This is a genomic window from Xanthomonas axonopodis (genome assembly GCF_001304695.1).
Lineage (GTDB): Bacteria > Pseudomonadota > Gammaproteobacteria > Xanthomonadales > Xanthomonadaceae > Xanthomonas > Xanthomonas axonopodis.
In genome coordinates this window covers 1-26,193 of sequence record NZ_JFAQ01000037.1, presented here as the reverse complement: position 1 = coordinate 26,193, position 26,193 = coordinate 1, and the positions used below count along the sequence as shown (strand labels likewise).

12 protein-coding genes and 3 pseudogenes are annotated in these 26,193 nt (G+C 65.7%); 8 read left to right on the top strand and 7 right to left on the bottom strand.

What is annotated here, in order from left to right:
* Nucleotides 1-86: 86 nt before the first annotated feature.
* The 4 genes and pseudogenes from XAXN_RS03925 to XAXN_RS03910 all read left to right on the top strand — a co-directional run bounded on the left by XAXN_RS03925 (nucleotide 87) and on the right by XAXN_RS03910 (nucleotide 9,861).
* Nucleotides 87-7,301: a hybrid sensor histidine kinase/response regulator gene (locus tag XAXN_RS03925; protein ID WP_054318580.1), complete on the top strand. Its 7,215-nt coding sequence runs from the start codon at nucleotides 87-89 to the stop codon at nucleotides 7,299-7,301.
* A gap of 7 nt (nucleotides 7,302-7,308) precedes the next feature.
* Nucleotides 7,309-8,496, top strand: coding sequence for a chemotaxis protein CheB (locus XAXN_RS03920; protein ID WP_054318579.1), 1,188 nt, complete (start codon nucleotides 7,309-7,311; stop codon nucleotides 8,494-8,496).
* Between the two features lie 33 nt (nucleotides 8,497-8,529).
* Nucleotides 8,530-9,006 (top strand): chemotaxis protein CheW, encoded by a 477-nt coding sequence (locus XAXN_RS03915; protein WP_008575177.1) that lies wholly within the window; start codon nucleotides 8,530-8,532, stop codon nucleotides 9,004-9,006.
* A gap of 232 nt (nucleotides 9,007-9,238) precedes the next feature.
* A pseudogene (locus tag XAXN_RS03910) lies at nucleotides 9,239-9,861 on the top strand (GNAT family N-acetyltransferase).
* Here the strand turns inward: XAXN_RS03910 and XAXN_RS03905 are convergent.
* Nucleotides 9,862-10,046 (bottom strand): annotated as a pseudogene (locus tag XAXN_RS03905) (hypothetical protein); the annotation flags it as partial. It abuts the pseudogene before it with no gap.
* 671 nt (nucleotides 10,047-10,717) lie between these two features.
* Here XAXN_RS03905 and XAXN_RS03900 point away from each other — a divergent pair.
* Together XAXN_RS03900 and XAXN_RS03895 are read left to right on the top strand one after the other, a co-directional pair.
* Nucleotides 10,718-11,782 carry a glycosylasparaginase gene (locus XAXN_RS03900; RefSeq protein WP_054318577.1) on the top strand — a complete coding sequence of 355 codons (1,065 nt, stop codon included), beginning with the start codon at nucleotides 10,718-10,720 and terminating at the stop codon, nucleotides 11,780-11,782.
* Entirely contained in the window at nucleotides 11,779-12,510 is a 732-nt protein-coding gene (locus XAXN_RS03895; protein WP_054318576.1) for a copper homeostasis protein CutC, read from the top strand. Before XAXN_RS03900 ends, XAXN_RS03895 begins: the two co-directional genes overlap by 4 nt.
* Before the next feature lie 102 nt (nucleotides 12,511-12,612).
* Here XAXN_RS03895 and XAXN_RS03890 read toward each other — a convergent pair whose 3' ends face one another.
* The gene (locus tag XAXN_RS03890; RefSeq protein ID WP_134980106.1) at nucleotides 12,613-14,247 is read right to left on the bottom strand and encodes a hypothetical protein; all 1,635 of its coding nucleotides are present in this window, start codon (nucleotides 14,245-14,247) and stop codon (nucleotides 12,613-12,615) included.
* A gap of 90 nt (nucleotides 14,248-14,337) precedes the next feature.
* On the bottom strand, nucleotides 14,338-15,498 hold the full coding sequence (locus tag XAXN_RS03885; RefSeq protein ID WP_054318574.1) for a sialidase family protein: 1,161 nt from the start codon (nucleotides 15,496-15,498) through the stop codon (nucleotides 14,338-14,340).
* Nucleotides 15,499-15,956: 458 nt separating this feature from the next.
* On the opposite strand from XAXN_RS03885, the gene XAXN_RS03880 reads away from it, so the two are divergent.
* On the top strand, nucleotides 15,957-16,286 hold the full coding sequence (locus XAXN_RS03880; protein ID WP_054318573.1) for a RebB family R body protein: 330 nt from the start codon (nucleotides 15,957-15,959) through the stop codon (nucleotides 16,284-16,286).
* 57 nt (nucleotides 16,287-16,343) lie between these two features.
* On the opposite strand, the gene XAXN_RS03875 is transcribed toward XAXN_RS03880, so the two are convergent.
* A complete protein-coding gene (locus XAXN_RS03875) occupies nucleotides 16,344-16,544 on the bottom strand; it encodes a hypothetical protein (protein ID WP_054318572.1) in 201 nt (66 codons plus the stop codon).
* 506 nt (nucleotides 16,545-17,050) lie between these two features.
* On the opposite strand from XAXN_RS03875, the gene xopK reads away from it, so the two are divergent.
* A complete protein-coding gene (xopK, locus tag XAXN_RS03865; protein ID WP_277422461.1) occupies nucleotides 17,051-19,696 on the top strand; it encodes a type III secretion system effector XopK in 2,646 nt (881 codons plus the stop codon).
* A gap of 49 nt (nucleotides 19,697-19,745) precedes the next feature.
* Here the strand turns inward: xopK and XAXN_RS03860 are convergent.
* The 3 genes and pseudogenes from XAXN_RS03860 to XAXN_RS03850 form a co-directional block, all read right to left on the bottom strand.
* Nucleotides 19,746-21,577, bottom strand: a pseudogene (locus XAXN_RS03860) (glycoside hydrolase family 35 protein).
* 251 nt (nucleotides 21,578-21,828) lie between these two features.
* Entirely contained in the window at nucleotides 21,829-24,171 is a 2,343-nt protein-coding gene (locus XAXN_RS03855; RefSeq protein ID WP_054318569.1) for a GH92 family glycosyl hydrolase, read from the bottom strand.
* Nucleotides 24,172-24,256: 85 nt separating this feature from the next.
* Nucleotides 24,257-25,720, bottom strand: a complete 1,464-nt coding sequence (locus XAXN_RS03850) for a glycoside hydrolase family 125 protein (RefSeq protein WP_054318568.1) — start codon at nucleotides 25,718-25,720, stop codon at nucleotides 24,257-24,259.
* Nucleotides 25,721-26,193 lie beyond the last annotated feature (473 nt).

The following is a 26,193-nucleotide window of genomic DNA, read 5'->3' as shown; positions in this document are numbered from 1 at the left end:
CAGATGGCGCGTAGTCGCATTACGTCGATGCAGGAAGTGACCAGTTGCCGCGCTGGCGGCGAGTCGGTCGTAGTCAGGGGGCTGCAATGAGTGCGCTTCGCGATGCGATGAGTCACGCCGCACTGGGCTGGGTCAAGCCAGAGCTGGACGAGACGTTGCGCCAGGCGCGCAACGAGATCGAATACTTTGCCGAAGAACCGTCCGACACCAGTCGGATGCGGTTCTGCGCCGGCTACCTGCACCAGGTGCAGGGAACGCTGCGCATGATCGAGTTGTATGCGCCGGCCATGGTGGCCGGGGAGCTCGAGCTGCTGGCCCAGGCCGTGCAGGCGGGCGAGGTCGCCGACCGCGATGAAGCCTGCGCCATGCTGATGCGCGGCACCGTGCTGCTGCCCGATTATCTGGAGCGCTTGCAGAACGGTCACCGCGACATTCCGATCGTGCTGCTGCCGCTGCTCAACGAAATCCGTGCCACCCGTGGCCAGCCGGGTCTGAATGAAAGCGTGCTGTTCGCGTTCGACCCGCAGGCCGGTGTTGCCACCGAGGCCGAGCTGGATCATGCGCGCGGCAGTCTGAGCGGGCGCAATCGCGAGTTGCTCGACACCGTCGGCAATGCGGTCAAGGAAGAATTGCTGCGCGTCAAGGACGCGCTGGACCTGCATCTGCGCACCGGCGGCGAGATCGCCGAGCTGCAGACCCAGGTCAACGATCTGGGCAGCGTTGCCGACACCCTTGGCATGATGGGCTTGGGCGTGGCGCGCAGCGTCGTCGTGCAGCAGCGCGATGCATTGGCACGCGTGGTCGATGGCCAGACCCAGATGGACGAAAGCGTGCTGCTGGATATTGCCGGCGCGCTGCTGTACGTGGATGCGTCGCTGGACGATCAGGTCGCCAGCCTCGGCGCCGACCCGGGCGACGGCACCGAAGTCAGCAACAGTGCCAACTCTTCGGAAGTCCGCCGCACGGTCGATGTGCTGGCGCAAGAGGCGATCGCCAACTTCGGTGCGGCGCGCGAACATTTCGTCGCCTTCATCGAAACCAACTGGGACCATGCGGGTCTGGCCGAGGTCCCGCACCTGCTCGGCGAAGTCGGCGGTGCGTTGCGCATTCTCGAGCTGCCGCAGGCTGCCGATTATCTGGAGGGCGTGCGTCGCTACGTCGACCTGGAATTGATCGGCAAGCAGCGCGTGCCCAGCGGACGCCAGCTGGACACCCTGGCCGATGCGATGGCCAGCCTGGAGTATTACCTGGAAGCCCTGCGCGAGCGCCGTCCCGGCCGCGAGGAAATTCTGGATATCACGTGTAACAGCCTGGAAACGCTGCGTTACTGGCCGCTGCCGTGGGGCCAGCCGTCCGATTTGCCGGTCGGAGCGGACCAGCCGGGCAGCGCGGCCGAGCCGCAGCCAGTGGCCGCTCCGCCGTTGCAGCATGCCGACGCGCCGCAGGCCGCCAACGATGCCGCGTCTTCGCCGTCGCTGGAATGGACGAACGAAACCATCGTCGAGACGCCGTTCGCTGTCAGCGTGGTGCACGACACCGGCGCCGCGGCGACCGATACGGTGTTCTCGTTCGACCCGGTAGCCGCCGAAGAAACCGTGTCCGGCCAGTCGCACGTGCCGTTCACCGTGGCGCCGCTGGATCTTTCGGACGACGGCGCGCAGGTGCCCGGTGAATGGCACCTGGAAACCACGGAGCAGGCCGCGCCGATCGCCGCCTCTGCGTTCGACCCGGTATCGGCCGAGCAGGATGGCAACGAGGCCACGCAGGTCAGCTACACGGTAGATCTGAGCGCGCTGGAGCAGCAGCACGCTGCCGAGCCGCTGGCTGCCGAGGACGCGCCGCTGCAGATCGAGCAGATCGACCTGCCTGGCGACGCCGATCAGACCGACGCACCATTGGATTTCATCGCCGAGAACGCAACGCGTCGCGCGCAGACCAGCATCGAAGATGCCTTCTGGCCGCCGCCGAGCCCGCCGCAGGAATTGGACGACCCGTTCGTCGAGCCGGCACAGGAGCCGCAGGACGTCCCGTCCGAAGCAGCAGCCGAGCCGGTCGCCCCGCGCGTGCAACAGGCGGTGGTCAGCGAGTTCGAGCTGGACGCCTCCGTTGCGTTCCTGGCCCAGCTCGATGCAGCGGCCGCGCAGTTCGACGTGGAGCGCCCGCAGGTACCGACGGTGGCAGCCGATGCACAAACCGCGCAGGCAAGCTCTGAACCGGTGTCCAGTGAACCTGCTCAGGAGGCTGCCGACGCCGGCATTTTCGGCGGCTTCGGCGACAGCGATATCGACCACGATATCCGCGACGTGTTCCTGGAAGAATTCGACGAAGAGCTGGTCAACCTGGGGCAGTTGTTGCCGGTGTGGCGCGCCGCGCCCACCAATCCGGAAACCCTGCGCCCGATCCGTCGCGTCTTCCACACCCTGAAGGGCAGTGGGCGTCTGGTCGGTGCCAGCGTGCTCGGCGAGTTCAGCTGGAAGATTGAGAGCATGCTCAACCGCGTGCTCGATAATTCGCGGCCGGCCAGCCCGGCGGTCGTGGCAATGGTCGCACTGGCCTACGAGGTGTTGCCGCAATTCAACGCCGCGCTGCGCGACCAGGGCCGCATCAGCGCCGATTTGCCTGAAATCCAGGGCATTGCCGAGCGCGTTGCTGCTGGCGAAGAGGTCTATTACGTGCCCGCAGCCGCAGCCGCGGCACCGGTGGCCGACGCCGTCGCGATTCCGGCGGCAGCCGCAGGCGTGTTTGCCGCCAGCGGCGGAACGCCGGCTTCGGTGGACAGCGTGCTGCGCGAGATCCTGGAAGCCGAGGTCGCCACGCATCTGGACACGGTGAACGGGTGGCTGCAGGCCAGCCGGGCCGAGCCGCAGTTGGCGACCGAAGAATTGCTGCGCGCCGTGCACACGATGAGTGGCGCGTTCGCGATGACCGACGTGCCGGAAATCACCTTGGTGACGACGCCGGCCGAGAGTTACGTCAAGCGCCTGCTGGCTGCCTCGGTCACGCCGTCGGCGGACGGGCTCGATGCACTCACCGCCACCGCTGCGGCGATTGCCACCACGGTGACCGCACTACGCGCCGATGCGCCGTTGATTCCGTCGTTCGCACCCCTGACCGAACGCTTGCGCGCGCTGGTGGACACCTTGCCGGAAGCGCAATGGCCGCCGCAGGTGTTCCTGGACGAGTTGGACGATATCGACGCGCCAAGCGCCACGGTAGACGGCAGCGCTGCCCCGGTCGAACTGACCGATGCGCAGGATCTGTCGCAGTACCTGGACGCCGGCGCGCTGCCGTCCGACGCGCCCGCATCGACGCAAGATGCCGAAGCCGCGCAGCTGCAGTCGGACGACGCGCCGATTTCTGTGGACGAGCTGGCCGAGGCCGAGCATGATTCGGCACTCGCACTGGACGCGCCTGCACTGCATGCGGTCGACGACGCCGGCCATGCCGCCGTGCACGAAGATGTCCACGCCGCTGCCGAGTCTGTGCCTGCATCGAGCGACGACGCGCTGGTACCGATTGCCGAATCCGGGCAGCTTGCCGATGCGCTGCACGGCAATGCTGCGCCAGACGAATCGGCAGACAGGGCCGCATCGCAGGGCATCGACGCACACGACCTGCCGGCCGACAAGCCGCTGGTCGACGCCGAGGCCTGGGATGCCACCGAAGTGCAGCATGCGCAGACTGAAGCGCACGATCATGCTCCGGGCGAGCACGCGGCAGAGGTGTCCACCGAAGCATCTGCTGAGGTGGTGTCCAGCGAGCACGACGCCGACGCGACCAGCACGCACGCCGACAGCATTGCGGTAGATGAGCTGGCCGATGCGGAAGCTGCATTGGGCGATGCACAGGCGCTGGCTGTAGCCGATGCCGAGCAGGCAGCGGATGCGCAGGCGCAGCATGTGCCGACGCACGAGGACCAGGTTGCAGCAGGCGCTGACGAAGCGATCGAGAGCATCGAAGCGCTGGAGGCCGCGCACGCCGACGCTACGTTGGCCGATGACGCCAACCCAACGACCGCGGAAGACTGGACCCCGGAAACCGCAGCGCTGGACAGCGTGCCGGCCGATCTGCCTGGCCATGAATACGCCCACACGCAGGAACACACGGGCGAGCAGCCGGCAGACGAGGCGGCGCAGCACGGCGATGCAGCACTGCCGCATGAGCCGTATGCGGGCGAACAGCAACCTCTGGAACAGGCCGCGCAGCCGGGCGAGCACGCAGCGGTGGAAGCGCATGCGTCTGCGAATCAGCAGATGGATTCGGGTGATGGCGCGTCTGCCGATGCGCAGCAGCACGTCCACGAGCAGGTGCCGTCGGACCAGTACGTCGATGTCGGCGAGCAGCTGCAAACGGATGCGCATTGCGGCGAACATGCTGGCGACGCGGAGCACGCGAGGGAGCACGAGGACGCCGAAGCCGCCGAAGCCACGCATTCCGAAGCGAAGCACTCGGAAGTCGAGCAGACCGAAGCCGAGCATTCCGAAGCAGAGCACGCAGGCGCTGACCATGTTGACGCCGCGCAGGCCGATGCCGATGTCCTGCCCGATCACACCGTCGAATCGGTGCAGGCATTCGAAATGGCGCATGCGGCCGATCAGGTGGAAGAGGCGGGCGATCCGCAATCGGAGACTGCGCCGGAGCTGCACGACACGCAGACTGTCACCTCCGACGACGCGGCGCAGGCGGATGAGCAGGCCGCAGTCGATGCGTTTGCCGTGGCCGATCATGCCGATCATGCCGAGCGCGCAGAACAGTTCGAGAGCGTAGAGCAAGCAGCGCACGCGGGTCACACGGAAGCTGGCGACCATGCCGGTGCCGATCAGCATGCCGACGCCGCCGCAGATCAGCACGCAACCGACCGCAGCGCCGACGAGCCGGAAGACACCGCCGCCGCTGCGTTCAGCGCCCCGGTCGAAGATGCGGCGCGTGCCGGAACCGCTGGCAACGATATCGGCGCGGCATTCGATGCCGGTCCGCTGAACTTCGATCAACTCGACGGCGAGCTGGTCGACATCTTCGTCGAAGAAGGGCGCGACCTGCTGGACCATTGCGATGGCCTGATCGCGCGCATGCGCGAAGCGCCGGGAGACCGCGATGTCCTCAACGGACTGCAACGCGATCTGCATACGCTCAAGGGCGGTGCGCGCATGGCCGGCATCAATGCCATCGGCGATCTCGGTCACGCGATCGAATCGCTGCTCGAAGCCGTGGCGGCCAACCGCACCGACATCGATCGCGACGACGTGCGTCTGTTCGAGCGTGGCTTCGACCGCCTGCACCAGTTGCTGACCCTCACCGGCATGCACCGTGCGGTGACGATGCCGACCGATCTGGTGGAAGCCTTCGAAACCCGTACCCGTGGCCGCAATGCCGCACCGCCCAGCGACGCCGATGTCCGCGCGATCGCCAAGGCGTCGGTGGAACCGGCGCCGCTGTCCGCCCCGGTTCCGGTGGAAGGCCAGGCCGAAGAAGACTTCCTGCCGCGCGTGCAGCAGGAACAGGTGCGCGTGCGTGCGGACCTGCTCGACCGCCTGGTCAACCACGCCGGCGAAGTGGCGATCTACCGCTCGCGGCTGGAGCAGCAGCTGGGCGCGTTCCGTGGCGCCATGGGCGAACTGGATCGCACCAACGCCCGTCTGCGCGATCAGTTGCGGCGTCTGGATCTGGAAACCGAAGCGCAGATCGTCGCGCGTTATCAGCGCGAACAGGACCAGGGCGATCGCACCTTCGATCCGCTGGAACTGGACCGCTTCTCCACCCTGCAGCAGCTCAGCCGCGCCTTGAACGAATCGGCGGCCGACTTGGGCGGCTTGCAGGGCGTGCTGGAAGATCTGTCGCGTCAGTACGACGGCCTGCTGCAACAACAGTCGCGCGTCAGCTCCGAGCTGCAGGACGGCCTGATGCGCACGCGCATGGTGCCGTTCGATGGCTTGGTGCCGCGTTTGCGTCGTGTGGTACGCCAGGCGGCCAGCGACACCGGCAAGCAGGTGCACCTGGTGCTGGAAGGCACCCAGGGCGAACTGGATCGCAACGTGCTCGATCGCATGGTCGCGCCGCTGGAACACATGCTGCGCAACTCGGTGGCGCATGGGCTGGAAACGCCCGAGCAACGCCGCGACGCCGGCAAGCCGGAAGAAGGCAGCATTGCGATCCGTCTGCGCCGCGAAGGTTCGGAAATCGTGCTGGAAGTGGCCGACGACGGCGCCGGGCTGGACCGCGAGGCGATCCGTCGCCGCGGCGAAGAGCGCGGCCTGATCGAACCGGGCCAGGCGCTGAGCGAGGCCGAACTCGACAACCTGATTTTCGCTTCCGGCTTCAGTACCTCTGAGCAGGTCAGCCAGTTGGCCGGCCGTGGCGTGGGCATGGACGTGGTGCGCAACGAAGTGCGGCAGCTCGGCGGCTCGGTGGATATCCACTCGGTACGCGGGCAGGGCGCCACCTTCACCTTGCGTCTGCCGCAAACGCTTGCGGTTACCCAGGCGGTGTTTGTCCGCATCGGCGAAACGACGTTCGCGGTGCCGGTGGGTTCGGTCAGCGGTATCGGCCGCATCTCGCGCACCCGTTACGAGTCGGGCGAGGGCGGGTATCACTACGCCGGCGAAGAGTACGTGCTGCACGACCTCGGCTCGTTGGTCGGCCAGGCCGCCGCGCGTGCCGATGGTCAGGCGCAGGTGCCGTTGCTGTTGGTGCGTGCGGGCGACCTGCGCGCGGCGGTGGCAATCGATCAAGTGCTGGGCAACCGCGAAGTCGTGGTCAAGCCGGTGGGCCTGCAGATTGCCTCGGTGCCGGGCATCTACGGCGCCACCATCACCGGCGATGGCCGCGTGGTGGTGATCCTGGACGTGGCCCCGCTGGTCCGTCGTTTCCTGGCCCAGCCGGCGCGGCCGTCGCTGGAAACGCAAGCCGAAGCGCAGCGCCAGGTGCCATTAGTGATGGTGGTCGACGATTCGCTGACCATGCGCAAGGTCACCAGCCGCGTGCTGGAACGCCACAACTTGGACGTGTCCACCGCACGCGACGGTGTCGAGGCGCTGGAACTGCTCGAAGAGCGCGTGCCGGACCTGATGCTGCTGGATATCGAAATGCCGCGCATGGACGGTTACGAGCTGGCGACCGCGATGCGGGCCGACCCGCGCTTCAAGGCGGTGCCGATCGTGATGATTACCTCGCGCAGTGGCGAGAAGCATCGCCAGCGTGCCTTCGAGATCGGCGTGCAGCGTTACCTGGGCAAGCCTTACCAAGAGTTGGATCTGATGCGAAACGTGTATGACCTGCTGGGGATCGCCCGTGTCCGGGACTAATGGCGTAATGGGAACTCCGGTTGCTTTGCTGGGTTGTCCCGGTCAGGCGCGCGAGCGCCTGCGCGAAGCGCTTGGCCTGGCCGGGGCGCAGGTGGTGCTGGAAGACGAGCCAGCGGCGGTCGACGTGCAGATGCTGCGCGACGCCGAGCCGGTGGCGGTGCTGGTTGCACTCGAACCGTCGATCGAAGACGCGCTCGAAGCGCTGGAGCCGGCCTTCAACATGCCTGGCGTCACCGTGATCTTCGACGAGGCCGAACTGACGGTGCGTCGCGAAGGCTGGGAAGCGCAGCGTTGGGTGCGCCATCTGGCCGCCAAACTGCACGGTCATGCCGACGTGCTGCCGCCGGGCACCGAAAGCGAGCCCTCGCTGCAGCCCGAGCCCGGCCTGGCGCTGGCACCGCGGCAGCACTCGGACCTGCAACTGGATCAACACCTGGAAGCGGCCGCGCATGCATTCGACAGCGTGCCCGGCGATGCCTTGTTCGCGCATGCCTCCATGCAGGAGGCGGTACCGGCCGCTGTGGAAAAGCCGGGCCTGACGCTGGGCGATTCCAGCACCTGGGGCCTGGTGGACGAGGTGGCCGTGGTGGTGCGCCCGCGCGCCGAACCCGATGTGGCGGCCCTGTCCACCGGCGGCTTGTCGCTGGTGGATCTTGAGCATGGCGGCAGCGTCACCGGCGCTGTGCTGGTCCTTGCTGGCATCGGTGGGCCGGATGCGATCCGCCGGTTGCTGGCCGCATTGCCGCCGGAATTCCCGCGCGCGGTGCTGGTGCGCATGACCCTGGACGGCGGCCAGTACGGCAACCTGGTGCGGCAGATGGGGCGCGTGTCTGCGTTGCCGGTCGCACTGGGTGAAGCGGGGCAGGTGGTCGCACCGGGCAAGGTGTACGTGCTCTCCGACGAGGTCGGCGTGCAACAACACGCCGGCGCGCTGGCGTTCGTGGCACCGGCCGATCCGGCCGGGCTGATCGCGGCGCTGCCGCCGGCCGACAGCGCGGTACTGATGCTCAGCGGTGCCAACGAGGCGCTGGTGGAGGCGTCGCTGGCATTGGCCGAGCAAGGCGGCTGGCTGGCCGGGCAATCCACCGACGGCTGTTACGATCCCGCCGCCGCGGCGCGTCTGGCGCGGCAAGGCATTCTGACCGGCGACCCTGCGCAGTTGGCGCAGGCGCTGGCACAGCGTTGGCCGGCATAAGCCGGGCGTTCCCTTTCGAATCGGAATCATGCGATGAGCTACGCCAATAACGACGAAATCCGCGGCGTCCTGATCCAGGCCGGTAGCGAGCGCGTGCTGCTGCCGAACGCCACGGTGGCCGAGGTGATGTCGCGCGTGGCGGTCGAGCCGCTGCCCGACATGCCGCGCTGGGTAGTCGGACGCATCGACTGGTACGGCTGGAAGGTGCCGCTGCTGTCGTTCGCGCGCCTCAGCGGCATGGGCGATGAGCCCACCGCAGTCAACAACAAGGTCATCGTGTTGAAGGCGTTGGGCGGCAACCCGGCGTTGCCGTATTTCGCGCTGCTGACTGCCTCGTTCCCGCAGCTGATTTCGGTGCCGCGCGATGGCCTGCTGGCCGATGCCTCGGAAGACGCGCTGCCCGACGGCGTGCACATGCGCGTGCTGCTGGGCGAGCAAAGCGCGCTGTTGCCGAACCTGGACGCCATCGAAGCGCAGGTTGGCCAGGCGCTTGCGGTTGCTGCCGCCTGAGAACGGGCGGCGCGCCTGCTGTGTTCGCCGTCAGGCGGGTGCGGTGGCACCGTGCAGCGGAGGCTGCCGTGCACTGAGTGATGTGCAGTGAGGGCGTGGCTGACAGTCGGGTGTTCCATCTTATGCACTGGATGACGCCGGAGACGGCTTTCTGCTTTCGGAGCATGATCGGTCTGCATCAGCCGGAAGCAACTGGCATCGAGACGACGCGCGCGGTAGAGGCGTGGCAGCCATGAGTCTTCCGCTCTTTGCGCCGATCCGCCGCGCCGACGGCGTGGTGCTGTGCGATCTGGCCGTGGTCGATCCGGCTGCAATGGCCGACTACCACACGCGTAACCGTGCCCATCTGGCCGATGCGATGCCGCTGCGCCCGCCCGCGTTCTACACCGCCGAGGGTTGGCGCCGCCTGTGCATTGCATACCGCGGCGCGATGCCTGGCGAGCGTGAGCTGCAACTGGTCTTGTTGCAGGGCGAGCAAGTGATCGGCACCACCGGGTTCACCCAGATCCAGCGCGGTGCGTTCCAGGCGTGCCACATGGGCTATGGCCTGGACGCGGCGCAGCAGGGACGCGGCTTGATCCAGTGGGCAGCCACACAAGGGATTGCCTTTGCCTTCGGCCAGCTCGGCCTGCACCGGGTGATGGCGCAATACGTTCCGGAGAATCTGCGCAGTGCGCGCGTGCTGCAGCGGCTGGGCTTTCAGATCGAGGGCTATGCGCGGCGCTATCTGCAGTTGAATGGCCACTGGCGCGATCACGTGCTCACCAGCAGGTTGCGCGACGACGACACGCCCGGCGAAGTCACGGTGGATGATCAGCCGGTTTAGGACGCAGCGCCCGAGAGCTCGATCCGTAGTTCATCGGCGGCTGGATTGCTGTCTTGTACAGGCTCGATCTGCGTTGGCCAGCCCACGTCGTTTGAGTTGATTGCGCAACTGCGCCGCCCGGGTCTGCACGGCCGCCGTCTTCGGCGTGGCCGCCATGATGCGGATCGTTATCGATGTCTGCGCGCTCCCGGAAGCAGCATGGTCCGCAAGCCAATCGCCTGGTGATGCGGAAAGTTTCAGCAACGTCGTGCGGTGTGTCTGGTCGCGCGTGCCTGTATCGCGTTGCGGCTGTGCCTGCTGTGTAGCAGTGCCGCCGGCCGATGGTAGCGACCAGGTTTTCCGAGATGCACCAGGCTGCGGCTTGCCGACCTGCGGTTTCCGTCTTTAGTGTAGGTGCAGCTGTAGGCGCGGCAAGCGACGCGGTGCGCGATATCGGTATGTCGGGGGTCGCAGGTGCGTTAGCCGCGATGGGTTCGATACGCAGCGATCGATCTTGCGACGGTGCTGGCATCACCGGTCATGCCGACGCCACCGCAGGCGCTGGTGCACGCTTGGTTGGTTGCGGAGTAGGCATGATGTTATCCGTGCCTGCCGCGAGCGCGCCACTGGCCTGCACATCGTCTTGCGCCGTCTCCGGCACTGTTGATGGTTGAGTAGGCAGCATCCCTGCCGCTGCGCATGGCATCGCCCGTCGCTTGCCGCCAGCCAGATCCATGCATCGCACGCGCAGCGGCCGAGCCAGTATTGGCCCAGCCACGTAGCGGTTGTGCACGGATCCGCATGCGACAACGCCGCAAGCAGGTTTATCCGCACGCCACGCTGTCGCATGATGGAAGGCTGGTACCGCACTGCGCGGCCGCTCGTTTCCGTCATGGAGTCATCCGCATGCTTCAACGTCGTCACTTCCTCAAGAGCGCCACGCTGGGCGCGATTGCGTCCGGGCTGGCCGGCTGGGGCGCCCGCGCGCAAGCTAGGGCAGGCGCCACGCCAGGTGTACGGCCGACGGCGCTGCCGCGTGGTGCGGCGCGGGTGATTTCCACCTGGGATTTCGGCGTCGCCGCCAATCAGGAAGCCTGGAAGATTCTCAGCAGCGGCGGTATTGCGCTGGATGCGGTGGAAGCCGGTGTGCGTGTGCCGGAAGCGGACCCGAGCAATCCCACGGTCGGCCTGGGCGGTTATCCGGACCGTGATGGCCGGGTCACGCTGGACGCCTGCATCATGGATCACCTGGGCAACTGCGGCGCGGTGGCATCGCTGGAAGACGTGGTGCACGCCATTTCGGTGGCGCGTGCGGTGATGGAGAAAACGCCGCACGTGATGTTGGTGGGCGATGGTGCGCGTCAATTCGCCTTCGAACAGGGTTTTCCGAAAACCAGGCTGTTGACCCCAAGCTCGGAAGCGGCCTGGAAAGAGTGGTTGAAGACCTCGAAGTATTCGCCCGAAGCCAATGTCGAAAATCGCGCCTGGCGCGATGCCAAACTGCCGGGCGGCAAAGACAATCACGACACCATCGGCATGCTGGCGCTGGATACGCACGGCAATCTATCCGGTGCATGCACCACCAGCGGCATGGCGTGGAAAATGCACGGTCGCGTGGGCGATAGCCCGATCATCGGTGCGGGCCTGTACGTGGACAACGAAGTGGGCGGTGCGACCTCGACTGGTGTGGGCGAGGAGGTGATCCGGAACGTCGGCAGTTTTGCGGTGGTGGAAATGATGCGGCAGGGCAAATCGCCGGCCGACGCCTGCCGCGAGGTGGTGATGCGGCTGATACGCCGCAAGCCGGAATTGACGCGCACATTGCAGGTCGGCTTTCTGGCAATGAACAAGCGCGGCGAAGTGGGTGCGTTCGCGATCCAGAAAGGCTTCAGTTACGCGGTATGCGACGCGCAGCGGCAGGATCTGCTGGTGCCTGGCGAGAGCCATTACACCAGCGAGCCAGCGGCATGAGCGCGTTAGGGTTGGAAGTGGCTGCCGATTCGGTGGCCTCGGCGTTGGCTGCGCAAGCAGGCGGTGCGATGCGCGTGGAGCTATGCGGCGGACTGGATGGCGGCGGGCTGACCCCGTCGCTCGGCACGTTGGCGGTCGTGCGCGAGCGTTTGCGGATTCCGCTGTATGTGCTGGTTCGCCCGCGTGTGGGCGACTTCGTGTTCGACGCTGCAGAAGTGGAGGTGATGCGGCGCGATGTGGAGCAGTGCGTGCGGCTTGGATGCAATGGGGTGGTCCTTGGCGCGCTGGACCGGCATGGGCAGGTCGATCTGGCGACGATGCGCGTGTTGATGCAGGCGGCAGGGCCGTTGGGGGTGACGTTTCATCGTGCGATCGATGTCAGTGCCGAACCGTCGCGTGCGCTGGAAGATGCGATCGCGCTGGGTTGCGAGCGGGTGCTCACCTCGGGTGCACGTGCGAGTGCGCTGGAGGGAATCGACACCATCGCCGCATTGGTGCGGCAGGCAGCCGGGCGCATCGGCATCATGCCCGGTGCCGGGCTTTCCGAGCACAACATCCGCACCATACGGCAGCACACCGGCGCGCACGAATTCCATGCATCGGCGCGTGGCATGATCGCCGCCCAGGTGCCGTCGCCGCACCCGTATATCCGCGATCTGGGCGGAGACTACCAGCGGACCGATGCCGCGCGGGTACGCCGGATGGTGGACGCGCTGCAGCAAGCGTGACACGCGCGCAACGGCGCGTTCGGCCAGAGAGCCGCTGCTTGACTTGCCCAAGGACGATCACGGCGCGGCACGATTGGTCGCTGCGCATGTCGCGTTTGCCATCTACGGATGGGGTGAGGGTTCCGCGCTGGTTTGCTGTTCGTCCTCAGAGTCATCGCTGACCTGCTCGGGAATGTGCAGCGTGAAAGCGGGAAAGCGCGCGCGGTCTTGCGGGTGTGCGTTGACGATCAGCTCACGGGTCTTCCACATCTGGACCGCCTTGGTCAGCGTCGCTGCATCGATCGGGCTTCCCTGGTGATAAACGAACTGCCCGAGATGATCGACGATGCCCAGGTGCGCGCTCTTCTGCGCCTTCCAGTTGCTGACGTTCGTGTAGTGGCGGCTGAGGCCTTCCTCGCTCCCGTCTTCGACTCTGGGCGATGGGCCTGCCATGTCGCTCACCCGTTTCAGGAAATGCCGATCCCTGCTTTCTTCCAGCATTTTCTGCAAGTCCGGAATCTGGCCGAAGGTGGTGGGGGTGTCTGGCGGGCGCTTTTCCGGAAGATAGGATGGAGCCCCTTCCAGAAAGGGATTTCTTTCCTCATCAATGACAGTACTCAGCAATGCATATGCGGTGTCTTCGATGCGTTCGAGCGCAACCTTGTTCAGTTCAAGCGCAACCGTACGAAGCGGGTCGAGTTCCGCTTGCAAATGCTCCGGCACCCGGATGATGCAGTTGGCAGGTAATTCGGCGATCGACGAGGGCAGTCTGCAGAGCTTGTTGCAGCCTTGCAAATCGAGTTCTTCCAGCTGCGTCAGGTTGTGAATGTCCAGCGGCAGCGTGAGCAGGTTGCTGCAGTCTTTCAGATTCAGTCGCTTCAATGGCGCATTGCCGCCGTTGATCGGCGGATAGAAGCGCAGCGCTGTGCAGCCTTCCAAATCAATTTCCTCCAGCTTTGGCAGTTGATGGATGGCCGCGGCAAGCTTGGACAGCGGGCAGTTGCGTATCTGTAGGCTTTTCAGATTTTGCAGGCTGGTGATGGAAGCCGGAAGCGACGTGATGCCGGTTTGGACCAACTGCAGGCTCTGCAGGTTGACCAAGCCCTCGTGCTCGCCGGATGCGTTGGTGCTCGCCAGGTGTTCGGGAAGTTCGATCAATTCCGGGCACTCCAGGATGGAGAGCTCGCGTAATCGGCTGAGGCTTGCGATGGATGCAGGTAGCGAGCGAAGCGGATAGTGCGCAAGCGTCAGTGTTTCCAGGCCCGCATACTGCTGCACGGTGTCCGCGAGCTCCGTCAACTCCGCCGGGGACGGGCGAAGCGCGGTGGAGCGCCGTGATGGTGAAGCGCCCCCGGTCGGTGGCACGCGGGGGGGCGCCGGCGGCAAGCGTTGCGACTCGGTGGTGACAAAATGGAAGCGAGAGCGCTCTATGTCGGTGAGCTGTCGCAATTGCGGCATCCGCGGAGGATGTCCGGACGCCTGGTTCGTTCGCGGGGCGCTGCCGTGTCCGCCGTCAGGAAGAGGGTGAGCGGATGTGGTTGGCTGGCGAGAGGTCTCGGCAGTGGTGGGCGTTGCTGGCGGACGTCCGGAACGGTCGTCAGGCACATATCTGGTCAGGCCGCCGAGCATGCCGGTAGGGCGCTCGGGCGCGGGGTGTGCGGGGGGGACATTGCGCGTGGGCGCATCTGCATTGGACACAGTCTGCTCCCGCAGTCCGACAGGTGTGCCCGGCGGGCGTGGTTGATCGACGCGTCGCATCGCATCGCATTCCTCGTCTTGGCTCTCGCTCAATGACGATGATCGGCATGCAACGCGATTGGCGAATCCCGAGGGGCGAAGCCGTCGTCATCATGACGAAGGGGCGGCGGCGTGGACGCATGCCGTTGTACAGCGCTCTGACAGCGTTGCGGGGGCGGGCGCCTGGCAGGGGCTGCATGCGCCGAACCGCGTGGGATCGAGCACCACATGCTTGATCCGTCGGCGCTTCCAGGTGTAGCTGACATGCACCAGCCCATCGCGGGTCTGGATCACGGCCGGATACGAAAATTCATCATGGGCGCTGTCTTCCAGCGTCAGCACGCGTTGCCAGTGCACGCCGTCGTTGGAGAGGGCAACGGCCAGGGTACCGCGACCGTCCCACCAGTCCTTGCCGGCAATGGAGGGGTTGTAGACCAGTAACGCACGACCGTCGCGCAGTATCACTGCATCGGTACCGGAGTTCGGATTTTCCACGTCCAGCAAGTGCATGGGCTGCCAATGCAGGCCGCCATCGAGTGAGAACGTGCTGAAAAGTTTGTTTTGCTGGCTGCGGCCCAACGCCTGCAGACGGCCATCCGGATACAGCAGCAGGCTAGGCTGGATCGCGCCGATCGTCTTGGCATCGTTGAGCGGCATGCTGCGTTGCCAATGCACGCCGTCGTCGTCGCTCCATTCCAGATGTGCGCGCCAGCCGCGGTCTTCGCTGCTGCTGGGCGCCAGGATGCGGCCGTTCGGTAATTGCACCGGCTTGTTCTTGATCGGCCCGAGAATGCCGTCGGGCAACCGCTGCGGTGGCGACCAGTGCACGCCGTCGTCAGTGGAGAGCAGGCGCAGCCCCGACCATTGGCGCGGATTGGGTCCGAGCTTGTAGTACAGCTGCACCGGCCCGGTGGCCGATTGGAACAACACCGGATTCCATGCCGGTACTGCAGTGCCATCGATGCCGGCATGTGCGCCATCGGCAAGACGGCGCGGTGTCTGCCATTGCTGCGGGCCGCGCTGAGCGAGCCAGATGCCGACATCGGCCGCACCTTCGTGCTCGCCGCCGAACCAGGCGGCCAGCAGATGACCATCGCGCGTTTCCAGCAAGGTGGAGGCGTGTCCTTGCGGCGTGGGAGCCGGGTCGGCGATGAACTCGCTGAGCACGATCGGCGAGGACGGCGACGCGGGCGATTGCGCCTGCGCAACGATCCCACCCAGGCTTGCAGCAAGGCTCGCAACAAGACGGCTCAGCAGGCGTGGCGGATACATCGTGGTCCAGTCCTGGGCGGAGTTTAAAGAGACCTCTTTATTATCTCTTAAATACCACGTGCTCTGTCCGCCGAGGCTGCTTGGAAGAACGGCACCGCCAGCCGCACGGCGGTGCGGCCGCTCTGCTCATGCTTCCACTGGCTGGCGCAATTGGCCTGACCTGGGCGCGATGGCGCATACGGTCATCGTGCGGCATTGCCGCGGTACAGCCTTCACTGCAGCGGATTGCCCAGCAGCATTGCACCCGCGCGCACGATCACACTGATGCTGCGACCTGCGCTGGGCGTGGCAACGCGAGGGTCGAGTTGCGCGCGCGCCGGCCGCTATCGGGATGGCACCGTGGGTGGTGGGGTGGTTGTCGGCGCGGCGATGCGGGCACCCGGTCGCGAGGAGTTTTTAGCGCCGAGTGGCCTGCACAACGCAAGCCGCGGTGCATCCATTCACTCAGGAGTGCATTGATGGCTTTTCCCACCAGCCTCGATTCGCAGATCACCGAAGCCGTCACGCAGACCAACGTCAAGGTCGATGGCGAAGCGCCAGCGGTTGCGATGGGTTCGATTTACCAGAGCCTGGCCCATTCGAGCGGCATCCTGTTTCAGAGTGCGGTCCGTGCACAGCAGCAGCCAAACAGCTTGGCGCAGGCGGGCGAAAACCGGGGCGTGATGCAGACCTACGGTGTCGATACGGGCGCTTGCGCGGCCGATGTCGAGAAAGTTGCGCAAGGCGGTGCCGCAGACAATTTGAACAGTCTGCTCACCGTGCGCAATTCGTTCGACACTGCGAAGTAACCGCCTCTGGCGACAGCGTCACGGCTGTCGCCACGCTTGCTCGTGCAAACGCGTCGCTCAGGCCGCGTTGTCGTCGCGCACTTGCGGCGGCAGCAGCGTCTGCGGCTTCTTGGCCGATTCGGTCTGGCACAGGAACGTCATCAGGTGTGCGGCTTCGGCACTGCCCATGGGCTTGCTGTGGATCTGCTCGGCGAAGGCGTTTTGGGTGTGCTCGGCAACGGCGGGAACGGACTCTTTTGCAACGGTAGACGACGACATGCAACGCTCCTGGAACCTGCAATCAAGCCGTCTACGTCGCAAGTAAGCGCATCCGTAACGGAGTCAGCCGGTGATATTGCCTGGAATCTGTGCCGTCCGATACCTCGACGGTATGCGGGCGGCGCAGCGGCACCGGACGTTCTGATAACGGCGGCTGCGGCCAGGTCTAAAGCGCCATCGACAGAAATCCGCCCCGGCGGTCAGTTTCGATTGCGCAAGATGGCCCAAGGCCATGGGGCGTCTTGCAAGAACGCGGCGGCTCGAGAGCCGGATCGTTGTGCCGGCGCCTGGTAGCGCAGTGCCAGCTCCACCAGGCCATCCATGCGGCGGCTTGCATCCTGCCAATACGGCATGGAACTACCCAACGTCCGGCTTTCTCCGGGATAAATCGCGCGATGCGTGGTTGGGCCGGAGAGTTCGTTTACGGAATCGCGTGTTCGTTGCAGCAGGACTGGATGGAGAGGACAGGCGCACCATCGCCGCTTCGCACCGGTTGGAGTTTGCTCATGCGTGTCCAGCGATCCACTGCACAACATCTTGCCACACGCGATTCTGCGGCCGTTGAAACGCCGCCCGCAGCGCAATCGCCGCAAGATCGACAGGGTTGGCCACTCGGATTGGAAGTGCTGCAGACGCGGTCACTGCCCAAACGCACACGCCGCGATGAGAGCGAGCGACGACCGCACCACGGAGATGCCAACGCCCGAGTTACCGAAGCGGAGTCGGCCTATGACGTCCTGGTGGTGGCCAAATACCTGGCCGACCCCTTGCACGGAACCGCGGACGACACGGCCGAATTGATCAACGACATTCCGCGCCGCGGCGAACCCGGGCAGTCCGCGGACGCTGGGGATTCAGCGCATCCACCGGGCGACCATGCAGCGGCACCGGATGGCCACCATCCACCGCAAACCGCGCATCCCGCACAGCCGCACCCTGCAGATGCCCCGCATGCGCCGACGCCGGAGGGGCAGCACGCGCCGCATGCCGACGTCGGGCATCCGGCGGATCCGCAAGCGGTTGGGGATGCGGCGAAGGACGGCATTCTGCACGCTCTTGCCGAGGAAGGCGCGCCGGCAGGCGCATTCGATCTGGTGATGAGTCTGGGCATCAGCAGTGCGATGTTGCCGCTGTCGAGTCTTGCGATCTATGCCGCGTACAAGGAAACCCGTGAAGTTGCAGAGCAGCGCACGCACTTGCGGCAGCGGGAACGCCGCCTGCGCTCGGAGCAGGCGGCACTGCAATCTGGCTTGGACACGGCTTCGCCTGCAGAGGTTGCAAATGCGCACGCGCATGCACTGAGCGAGGCGATCGATACCAACGCCTACCTGCAGCGGCGAAATGCGCGCGACGGTGCCATTGCTGCGACCTCCATGGCCTCGGCCGGGGTGATCTTCACCAAGGCAGCGAGCGAACTCGGCATCCAGGGCGGGCTGGCCATCGCCAGCAAGAGCGCAAATGCGGCGGGCTTGGTGGGCCACAGCGCCGCTGCCGCAGGTGCTGCTTCTGCGGCGGGCATCGCCGGCAGCTTCGTGCTAGCGCCGTTGGCGAGCGTGGCGGCCACCGCATTGGGGGCCACCTTCCTGCACCAGTCGCGTCGGGAGAGGACGCGTGTTGCCGTGGATGTGGGCCGGGTCGAGCGCTTCCTGCAAGACCTCGAACCCAGCGAGCTCAGTCCTGGCGCACAGCACTACCAGCACTTTGTGAGCACCAAGTTGGGCAAGTACGACCGCTTTGCGCATCTTTTCAATCAATGGAACAAAGGATTTGTTGTGGGTGGTGTCACCTACACCGCCAGTACGTTGACCAAAGTCGGCGTCAGTGCGGCCGTCCTCGCCGGCGCCACGGTGGCCGCACCGGTGGGCACCGGCCTGATCATCGGCGCAGGTCTGCTCGGTGCGGCCACGATGGGGGTCGGCAGCCATCAGTTCCTGCTGGCGCACGGCAAGCAGAAGCGCTATCGCAGGTACCAGACCGAGGACATGCCCGGCGTGGATCGCGCGCTGCTGGCGGTGGCGGACCTGTTGCCTGCACGCGAGGCGGAGAGTGCTGCAGCCCAGCAAGCGCCCAACCTTGCCGACCGTTTGCAGCCAACCGCGGTGGACGTTGCACTGACGCCAGTGGCGGAGGAAGCGGCAGAGAGCGATGAAGACGCGATCGTTGCAGAAGCTGATCCGCGCCTGGAGCAGCAGCATCGCCAAGGCGTCTCTGGCGCACGTGATGGGCAACCGGCCATGCCGGAACTGGCCGCTTCGAGTGCCGAAGGGTCGAGCGCAAGAGCGTCAGATAACGCGGTTCCCCAACATGGTTTCGAGTTGCGGAGCGCGCTTTACGCCTGCGTCGACGGGCAGGAAAGGGCGTTGGACGCGTTTGTACAGACCGGTGCCGGCGACCTGCAAAAATTGCATCCGACCCAGCCGCGCTCGACAGATCAGAGCAAGGGCGCGGGTCGGACGGCACCTGCGGCGCCGCTGAGTCGGCGCGTCAATGCAGCCCTGCGCGCAGCAGCGAACTATGGGCGCGCGGTATTGACCGGTAAGCCGAAGGAGGCGCGCGGCAAGGCGATGCGTAGCCATGCGAAGCACAGCGCGGTGCTGACCGAAACCGCGCTTGCGCAGTGGCTGCAAACGCCCGGCTCGGTGAAGCCGCAGATCGCCTACATGCAATCTTGCCTCGAGCTGCAGAAGAAGTATCTCGATGCCAAACTCGCCGCGCAGGCGGACCTTCCGCAGCCCGGCATGCACGATGCTCAGCATTCTCATGGCCAAGCTCCGGCTGCGACGGTCGATCGGGCGCCGGAACAGCTGCTGGCCCAATTGCACCAAGCGCGCACGCGCGACGACACCCAGCAGCGCACCGTCAGCCTGATGTTGCAGGAACTGGAGATGGCCGAGCAGGAGCTGGCAAGCCCAGATGCGCGAAGCCAGGCGCGGGCCGCCGCCAGGATGCCCGGTCTGCAGCAGCGCCTGATCCGGGTGCTGACCTCGAACGCGATCGTGCCGCAAGAAGGCGCTGCAGGTTTTGCCCGGTTCTGTATGAAACAGGCCCGTCAGCACACGACCCATGTGCGCGGCACGCTGTTGGCGACCGAAATCCAGGCAGCCCGCATTCGCGAACAGGCTGCTGCCTCAGCCCCTGCGTCCACGGCGTGATGGCGGCTGGGCGAGCGAGCAAGCGTCTGCAGCAGCCGCCTTGCAAGACTCACTCTTTGGGCTTGAGCCACGCCTGCTGCGTCAGTCCGCGCACGCTGGGGGCGGCGACATCGTCCAGGTCGAAGACCACCACCGTGTTGTCACCCTTGCGCTGGAACGGCGCGGGGAAATATACAGCGCGGTCTGCGGGCCGATGTTCCAGTGGCGGCCCAGGTTGACGCCGTTGGCCCAGGCAAAGCCCTTGCCGAAGGCGCGCATGTCCAGATAGGTGTCGGCCGGCGTGCCGATGCGCAGGGTGCCGCGATGGAACGCCGGGCCTGGCACTGCCTTGCCGGTCCATCCGCGGATGCTGTCGGGCGTGCGCATCGGCAGCGGGAAGGCTTGCCAGCCAGTGAGCTGCTGGTTGTCCAGTAGCACCGGGTCGACCAGGCCGGCGCGGCCGTCGGCCATACGCGTGCCGTAATTGATGCGGCCGCTGTTTTCGGCCAGCACATCCAGGGTGTGCTGGCCTGCAGGAATCTCCACCTCGAGGAAGACCTGCTGCAAACGCCGCTCGACGCTGCCGAGCGGTCGTTGATCCACGTACACGCGCGCCGCATCGCGCACATCGCCCAGATACAGCGGGCCCTTGCGCGGGCCAGTGATCGTGGTGCGGTAGAGGATGTAGCCGTAATCCTGGCCGAACTGTTCCATCGGCTGCGGGGTGTCGATGGCGATCGGTGCGGGCAGGTTGTCCCAGAGCGAGGCCGATTCGCGCAGCGGCGTGGCTGGCAGCGTGGTGGTCGCGATCGGCGCCGGCAATGCGGGCGGTTGCACGCCGCTCACGCGGGCGATGGCCTCGCGCATCAACGCGAACTTGGGCGTGGGGTGGCCGGCTTCGTCGAGGATGGCGTCGTAGTCGTAGCTGGTGGTCTGCGGCGCGTAATGATCGCTGGGATTGTTCTGGAAATTGGCGCCATTCATGAAGCCGAAACTGGTGCCGCCGATGAACATGTAGAGATTGGCCGAGTGGCCCTGGCGCAGGATCCACTCGAACTCTTCGGCCTGTTGCTTGGCATCGGTGGCGGCATGCGGCTTGCCCCAATGGTCGAACCACCCGGCCCAGTATTCGCCGACCATGCGCGGTTGATCGGGGCGGAACTTGATCAGTTTGTCGAATGCGCTCTTGGCCTCGCCGGGTGCGAAGTTCACCACCGCCAGGGTATCGGGCAAGGTGCCGTTGGCGAGCATGTCGGCGCCGTCGGAGGTGAACAGCAAGGCCTTGTCGAAGCCGGCCTTGACGTACATGGCGCGGTTGTCGGCCATGTAGGCGTGGTCGTCGGCATAGGAGCCGTATTCGTTCTCGACCTGCACGGCGATGATCGGCCCGCCGTTGTGGTTGAGCAGCGGTTGCACCTGTTTGGCCAACGCATCCAGATACGCCTGGCTGGCGGCGAGAAAGCGTGGGTCGCGGCTACGGACGCGGATATTGCCCTTGCCGAACAACCAGGCCGGGTAGCCGCCGGCTTCCCACTCTGCGCAGGCGTAAGGGCCGGGCCGCAGGATGACGTTCAAACCCTGCGCGGCGGCCTCTTGCACGAACGCGGCCACATCGTTGTTGCCGGAAAAATCGAACTGGCCCTGCTGCGGTTCCACCAGGTTCCAGAACACGTAGGTTTCCACCGTGTTCAAGCCCAGGGCGCGCGCTTTTTGCAGGCGGTCTTTCCAGTAGGCGCGCGGAATGCGTTGGAAATGGATGGCGCCGGACAGCAATTGATACGGCTTGCCGTCGCGCACGAATTGCGTGCCCTGGGTGCCGAAAGCGGGCCAGGGCTCGGGCGTCGCGGCAGCGGCGGGCAGCGCGAGCGCCAGGGCCAGGGGAGCAAGAGTGGTACGCAGCATGGAGGTCTCGATGTAGGTGGGCCGGTGGTGCGGGTGGATGGCAGGGGCCGGTGTTTGCGTTCTGCCCTCATCCGCCCTTCGGGCACCTTCTCCCGCTTGCGGGAGGAGGAGCAATCCCCGCTTGCGGAAAAGAGCAAAGCAACTTCCACTGGCGAATGAAAAGCCATCCCTGTTTGCGCGAGCGGGGAAGGGCGTTCCCCATTCGCGCAGCAAGAACCGAACGCGCCGCCCGCGTAAGCGACGTACTGGCATTACGCGAACGACGGTGGCAGATCCTTCTTGTCTGCGCCGAAGGCCGGGTTCGGCTTGGGTCCCATCGCAAATTCCAGCGTGCCACCGGCAACCAGCTCGGTGTGGCGGAGCCAGGCGCGGGTGAGCGATTCGCCGTTGAAGGTCAGTGATTGCACATAGATGTTCTGCGCGCTGTTGTCCTTCGCCACGATGCGCAGCGTGCGGCCGTTGCCCACATCCAGCGTGGCGCGTTTGAACAAGGGGCTGCCCACGATGTAGTTGCCGCTGACCGGGTCCACCGCATACAGACCGAGCGCGCTGAGCACGAACCACGCACTCATCTGCCCGCAGTCCTCATTGCCGGACAGGCCGTTACGCGCGTCGTGATACTGCTCGCGCAGCAATCGGCGCACCATCGTTTGGGTCTTGTATGGCTGGCCGGCGTAGGCGAACAGATACGCCACATGGTGGCTGGGCTCGTTGCCATGCGCGTACTGTCCGACCATGCCGTCGATATCCGGGGGTGCATCGGCGGGCAGTTCGGAGCTGGTGGAAAACAGCTCGTCCAGCTTGGCGACGAAACCGTCGCGGCCACCGTACAAATCCATGTACCCGTACAGATCGTGCTGATTGAGGAAGGTGGCTTGCCAGGCGTTTGATTCGGTGAAATCGCGCCATTTGGCGATGTGGCCCATGCCGCGCGGGTCGAACGGCGTGGCCCAGCTGCCGTCGGCAAGCCGCGCCTGCACGAAGCCGCTGTCGCGATTGAACACGTTGCGGTAGTTGCGCGAACGTTCGCGCAATGCGCGTGCATCGTCGCTGGCGCCGGCGGCCTGCGCCAGGTGTGCGCAGGCCCAGTCATCGTAGGCGTATTCGAGCGTGCGGCTGACCGCCTCGTCCACTTTGTCGGCGGGGATGTAACCGAGCTTGCGGTACTCGTCCAGGCCGTGGGTGGTGTCGTCCATTGCACGTTTGCGGTACGCCGGCCATGCGGCCTTGTAGTCGATACCGGTGAAGCCCTTGGCCTGCGCCTCGGCCAGCACCACGGCCGAGTGATAGCCGATCATGCAGCCGGTCTCCACGCCTTGCAGCGGCCAGATGCCCACGCCGTCCGGGCATTCGTTGGCGCCGCGTACCAGGCATTGCACCAGGTCCGGCACGCGCTCGGGCTGCACCAATGTCAGCAAGGGATGCAATGCGCGGTAGGTGTCCCACAGCGAATAGGTGCTGTAGTTGTGATAACCGGTGGGCGCGGTGTGGATCTGCAGGTCCATGCCGCGGTAGCGGCCATCCACGTCGGAGAACAGCGTGGGCGCCAGCAGGCTGTGATACAGGCTGGTGTAGAAGATGCGCCGTTGCGCGTCGTCATCGCTGTCGATGCGCACGCGGGCCAGTTCCTTTTCCCAGGCGGCGACGGCTTGCGCATGCACGCGCGCGAAGTCGAAGTCCGGCAATTCGGCGTCCAGGTTGGCCAGTGCATTGTCGGCGCTGACGGCCGAGATGCCGACCTTGATCAGCAGCGGGGCGTCGGCAGCGTCGGGGTAATGCAACGCGGCCTTGAGGTGGGTGCCGTCGATGCTGCGCGTGCCGGCGGCCAGTGCCTGGTCCTCGTTGTACAACTGCACGTGCTTGAAGGGGCGCGAGAGGCGCATGGCGAAATAGATGTAGCGGCCCTTGGCCCATTGGTACACGCGGCGTCCGCCGGTGAGCGTGCGTTCGTCGACCACGCGTAGCTGCGCATCGCTCACGCGGGTGGGAATGCCGGGCTTGTCCTGCATGCCGTGGCACAGGTCCAGCAACACATGCGCGGGTTTGCCCTTGGGGAAGTGATAGCGGTGCAGACCGGCCCGTGCGGTGGCGGTAAATTCGGCATGCACGCCGCTGTCCTTGAGGCGCACGCGGTAGTAACCCGGCGATGCGGCTTCATCGGCATGGTCGTAGCGCGAGCGGTAGCCGGCGTCTGGGTTGTCGAGCGGGCCGGGCACCAGTTTGACCTCGCCGGTGGCGGGCACCAGCAGGAAATCCAGCATGTCGCCGATGCCGGTGCCTGAGAGATGCGTGTGCGAGAAGCCCATGATCGAGCCGTCGGACTCGTGGTATCCCGAGCACGAATCCCACACGGCGTTGTAGGTGTCAGGGCTGAGCTGCACCATGCCGAACGGCAACGTGGCGCCGGGAAAGGTGTGGCCATGGCCGCCGGTGCCGATGAACACATCCACATGCCGGGTGAGGTCGGCGCGGGCGCGCGCATCGGCCGGTAGCGCGTAATTGCCGGCACGCGCGCGGGCCAGGCCGGGCAGGCCGACGCTGCCGAACAGGGCTGCGGCGATGGCGCCATGGAGAAAACCGCGTCGTGTTGCCATGTGTGTGGTCTCGGAATGTTGCGGGCGATGCCGGGGTACCCTCATCCGCCCTTCGGGCACCTTCTCCCACAGGGAAAAGGCAAGGTCAGAGGCTGCGCAGCAGCTGGGGTTTGCGCTGATGCAGGTCGATGATCAGTTCGCCGAACAAGGTGTTGGCCCAGGCGAACCAGTCGCGGGTGAAGGTGCTCGGGTTGTCCTTGTCGAAGGCTTCGTGCATGAAGCCGGTGCCGGCGTGGGTGGTTTTCAACCACTGCACGCATTGGCGCAGTTGCGCGTCGTCGTCGCTGACCAGCGCGTATTGAATGATCGACATCGGCCAGATGGTGCCCATGCCGCTGTGCGGGCTGCCGACGCCTTCGGCGGCGGTGCCGCGCGAGAAATACGGGTTGCGCTCGCTCCAGGCCAGCTGGCGCGTGCGCAGGAACACCGGGTCGGCGCGATCGCAGCAGCCCAGGTAGGCCAGGCTGAGCAGGCCGGGCGCGTTGGCGTCGTCGATGAATAACTGGTTGCCGAAGCCGTCCACTTCGAACGCCCAGTACGCCTGCTCGTCGGCATCGCGTTGCTGGCCAAACTGGCGGGTGGCGGTTTCCACTTCGTCGGCCAACGCGGTGCACTCGGCGGCAAAGGCGGTGTCGCGATGCAAGGCGGTGCTCATCGTGGCCAGCTGCCGCAGCGAGGTCACCGCAAACAGGTTGGCCGGCACGAACAACGGAAACACGCAGGCGTCGTCGGAGGGGCGGAACATCGAGTGGATCATGCCGTTGGGCTTGGTCGGCTGGCCGTAGCCTTCCAGCACCAGGGTTTCGGTGGCCAGTGGCGAAGGCCGCTGAAACACGTACGGGCCGCGGTTGTCCTTGCGCTGCTGTTCGCGGAAGGTCTTGACCACCACATGCATCGCCGCGCGCCAGTCGTCGTCGAACGGTGCGGCATCGCCGGTGGCGCACCAGTATTCGTGCGCGATGCGGATTGGGTAGCACAGCGAATCGATTTCCCACTTGCGCTCGCCCACGCCGGGCTTCATGTCGGTGATGTCGTTGAGCGACCACTTCAGGCGTTGGGTCTGGCTATCGGGCAGGAACGCGTTGGCATACGGGTCCAGCGTGATGCATGCGGCCTGGCGCTGGATCAGGCCATGGAACATGCGCCGCAAGGCCGGATCGTGCTTGGCCAGCGGCACGTACGGGTGCACCTGCGCGGAGGAATCGCGTAGCCACATCGCGTGGATGTCGCCGGTGATGACGAAGGTGTCCGGCTTGCCGTTGCGGGTGCCGGTTTCCACCGTGGTGTCGAGCGTGTTCGGGTAGCAGTTCTCGAACAGCCAGGCCAGTTCGGGGTCGGCGATGCGCGATGTGACCTGCGCGATTTGCTGCTCGACTGCCTTGCTGACAAAGCGGCGCTGCGCCTTGGGCGGACGCTTGCTGACAAAGCGGCCGGTTGCGCTGGACGCGCCGGCAGCGGGCGCGGCCGCAAGGGCGGGCAGGGTACCGGCGAGCAGGCCGGCGCCGGCACTGGCGCCCAGCAGCTGAAGGATGTCGCGGCGGGTGTGCATGACCTGGAGCTCCTTGGATTTCGACAGCGGGCCTGCACGCCAGTGCCGCTCCAGCGCCGCGCTGACTGCCGGCTCAGGATGAGACCTATGCATGACCAATTCCCGATGACCATACAACGTGTGCGCCGAATGTGCATCGTGCGTCCGCACAATTCGGTGGCGTATGTTTATGTGACTCTATTGCGGTAGACGCTGAAGGCAATTGACACGGGCCGCGGCCGTGTGGGCGGTAAAAGGTGTCGATGTTGATCGGCCTACCGAGCACGCCAAGCACAGGATACGCGGTCGGTGACGCATTACGCTCGGCACGAAATTGTTATGGCTGAGCGTCGTGGCAAATCGAGAAACAGCATTTTTGGGGAAGCCACATCCGGGGTAATCCTGATTGGTTTGAAAGACATATTGAAGACATTCAAAATCACCATGCACCGTGGTGCTGGTCATTAATTTCGAAGGTGCGACGTCCCCCCGAT

What these genes read in the sequence shown, in the direction of transcription:
- XAXN_RS03895 (WP_054318576.1), top strand. Translation starts at nt 11,779, where the DNA reads ATGAGCGCGTTAGGGTTGGAAGTGGCTGCCGATTCGGTGGCCTCGGCG.
- XAXN_RS03920 (WP_054318579.1), top strand. Translation starts at nt 7,309, where the DNA reads ATGGGAACTCCGGTTGCTTTGCTGGGTTGTCCCGGTCAGGCGCGCGAG.
- xopK (WP_277422461.1), top strand. Translation starts at nt 17,051, where the DNA reads ATGCGTGTCCAGCGATCCACTGCACAACATCTTGCCACACGCGATTCT.
- XAXN_RS03915 (WP_008575177.1), top strand. Translation starts at nt 8,530, where the DNA reads ATGAGCTACGCCAATAACGACGAAATCCGCGGCGTCCTGATCCAGGCC.
- XAXN_RS03885 (WP_054318574.1), bottom strand. Translation starts at nt 15,498, where the DNA reads ATGTATCCGCCACGCCTGCTGAGCCGTCTTGTTGCGAGCCTTGCTGCA.
- XAXN_RS03890 (WP_134980106.1), bottom strand. Translation starts at nt 14,247, where the DNA reads ATGCGACGCGTCGATCAACCACGCCCGCCGGGCACACCTGTCGGACTG.
- XAXN_RS03880 (WP_054318573.1), top strand. Translation starts at nt 15,957, where the DNA reads ATGGCTTTTCCCACCAGCCTCGATTCGCAGATCACCGAAGCCGTCACG.
- XAXN_RS03900 (WP_054318577.1), top strand. Translation starts at nt 10,718, where the DNA reads ATGCTTCAACGTCGTCACTTCCTCAAGAGCGCCACGCTGGGCGCGATT.
- XAXN_RS03855 (WP_054318569.1), bottom strand. Translation starts at nt 24,171, where the DNA reads ATGGCAACACGACGCGGTTTTCTCCATGGCGCCATCGCCGCAGCCCTG.
- XAXN_RS03875 (WP_054318572.1), bottom strand. Translation starts at nt 16,544, where the DNA reads ATGTCGTCGTCTACCGTTGCAAAAGAGTCCGTTCCCGCCGTTGCCGAG.
- XAXN_RS03850 (WP_054318568.1), bottom strand. Translation starts at nt 25,720, where the DNA reads ATGCACACCCGCCGCGACATCCTTCAGCTGCTGGGCGCCAGTGCCGGC.
- XAXN_RS03925 (WP_054318580.1), top strand. Translation starts at nt 87, where the DNA reads ATGAGTGCGCTTCGCGATGCGATGAGTCACGCCGCACTGGGCTGGGTC.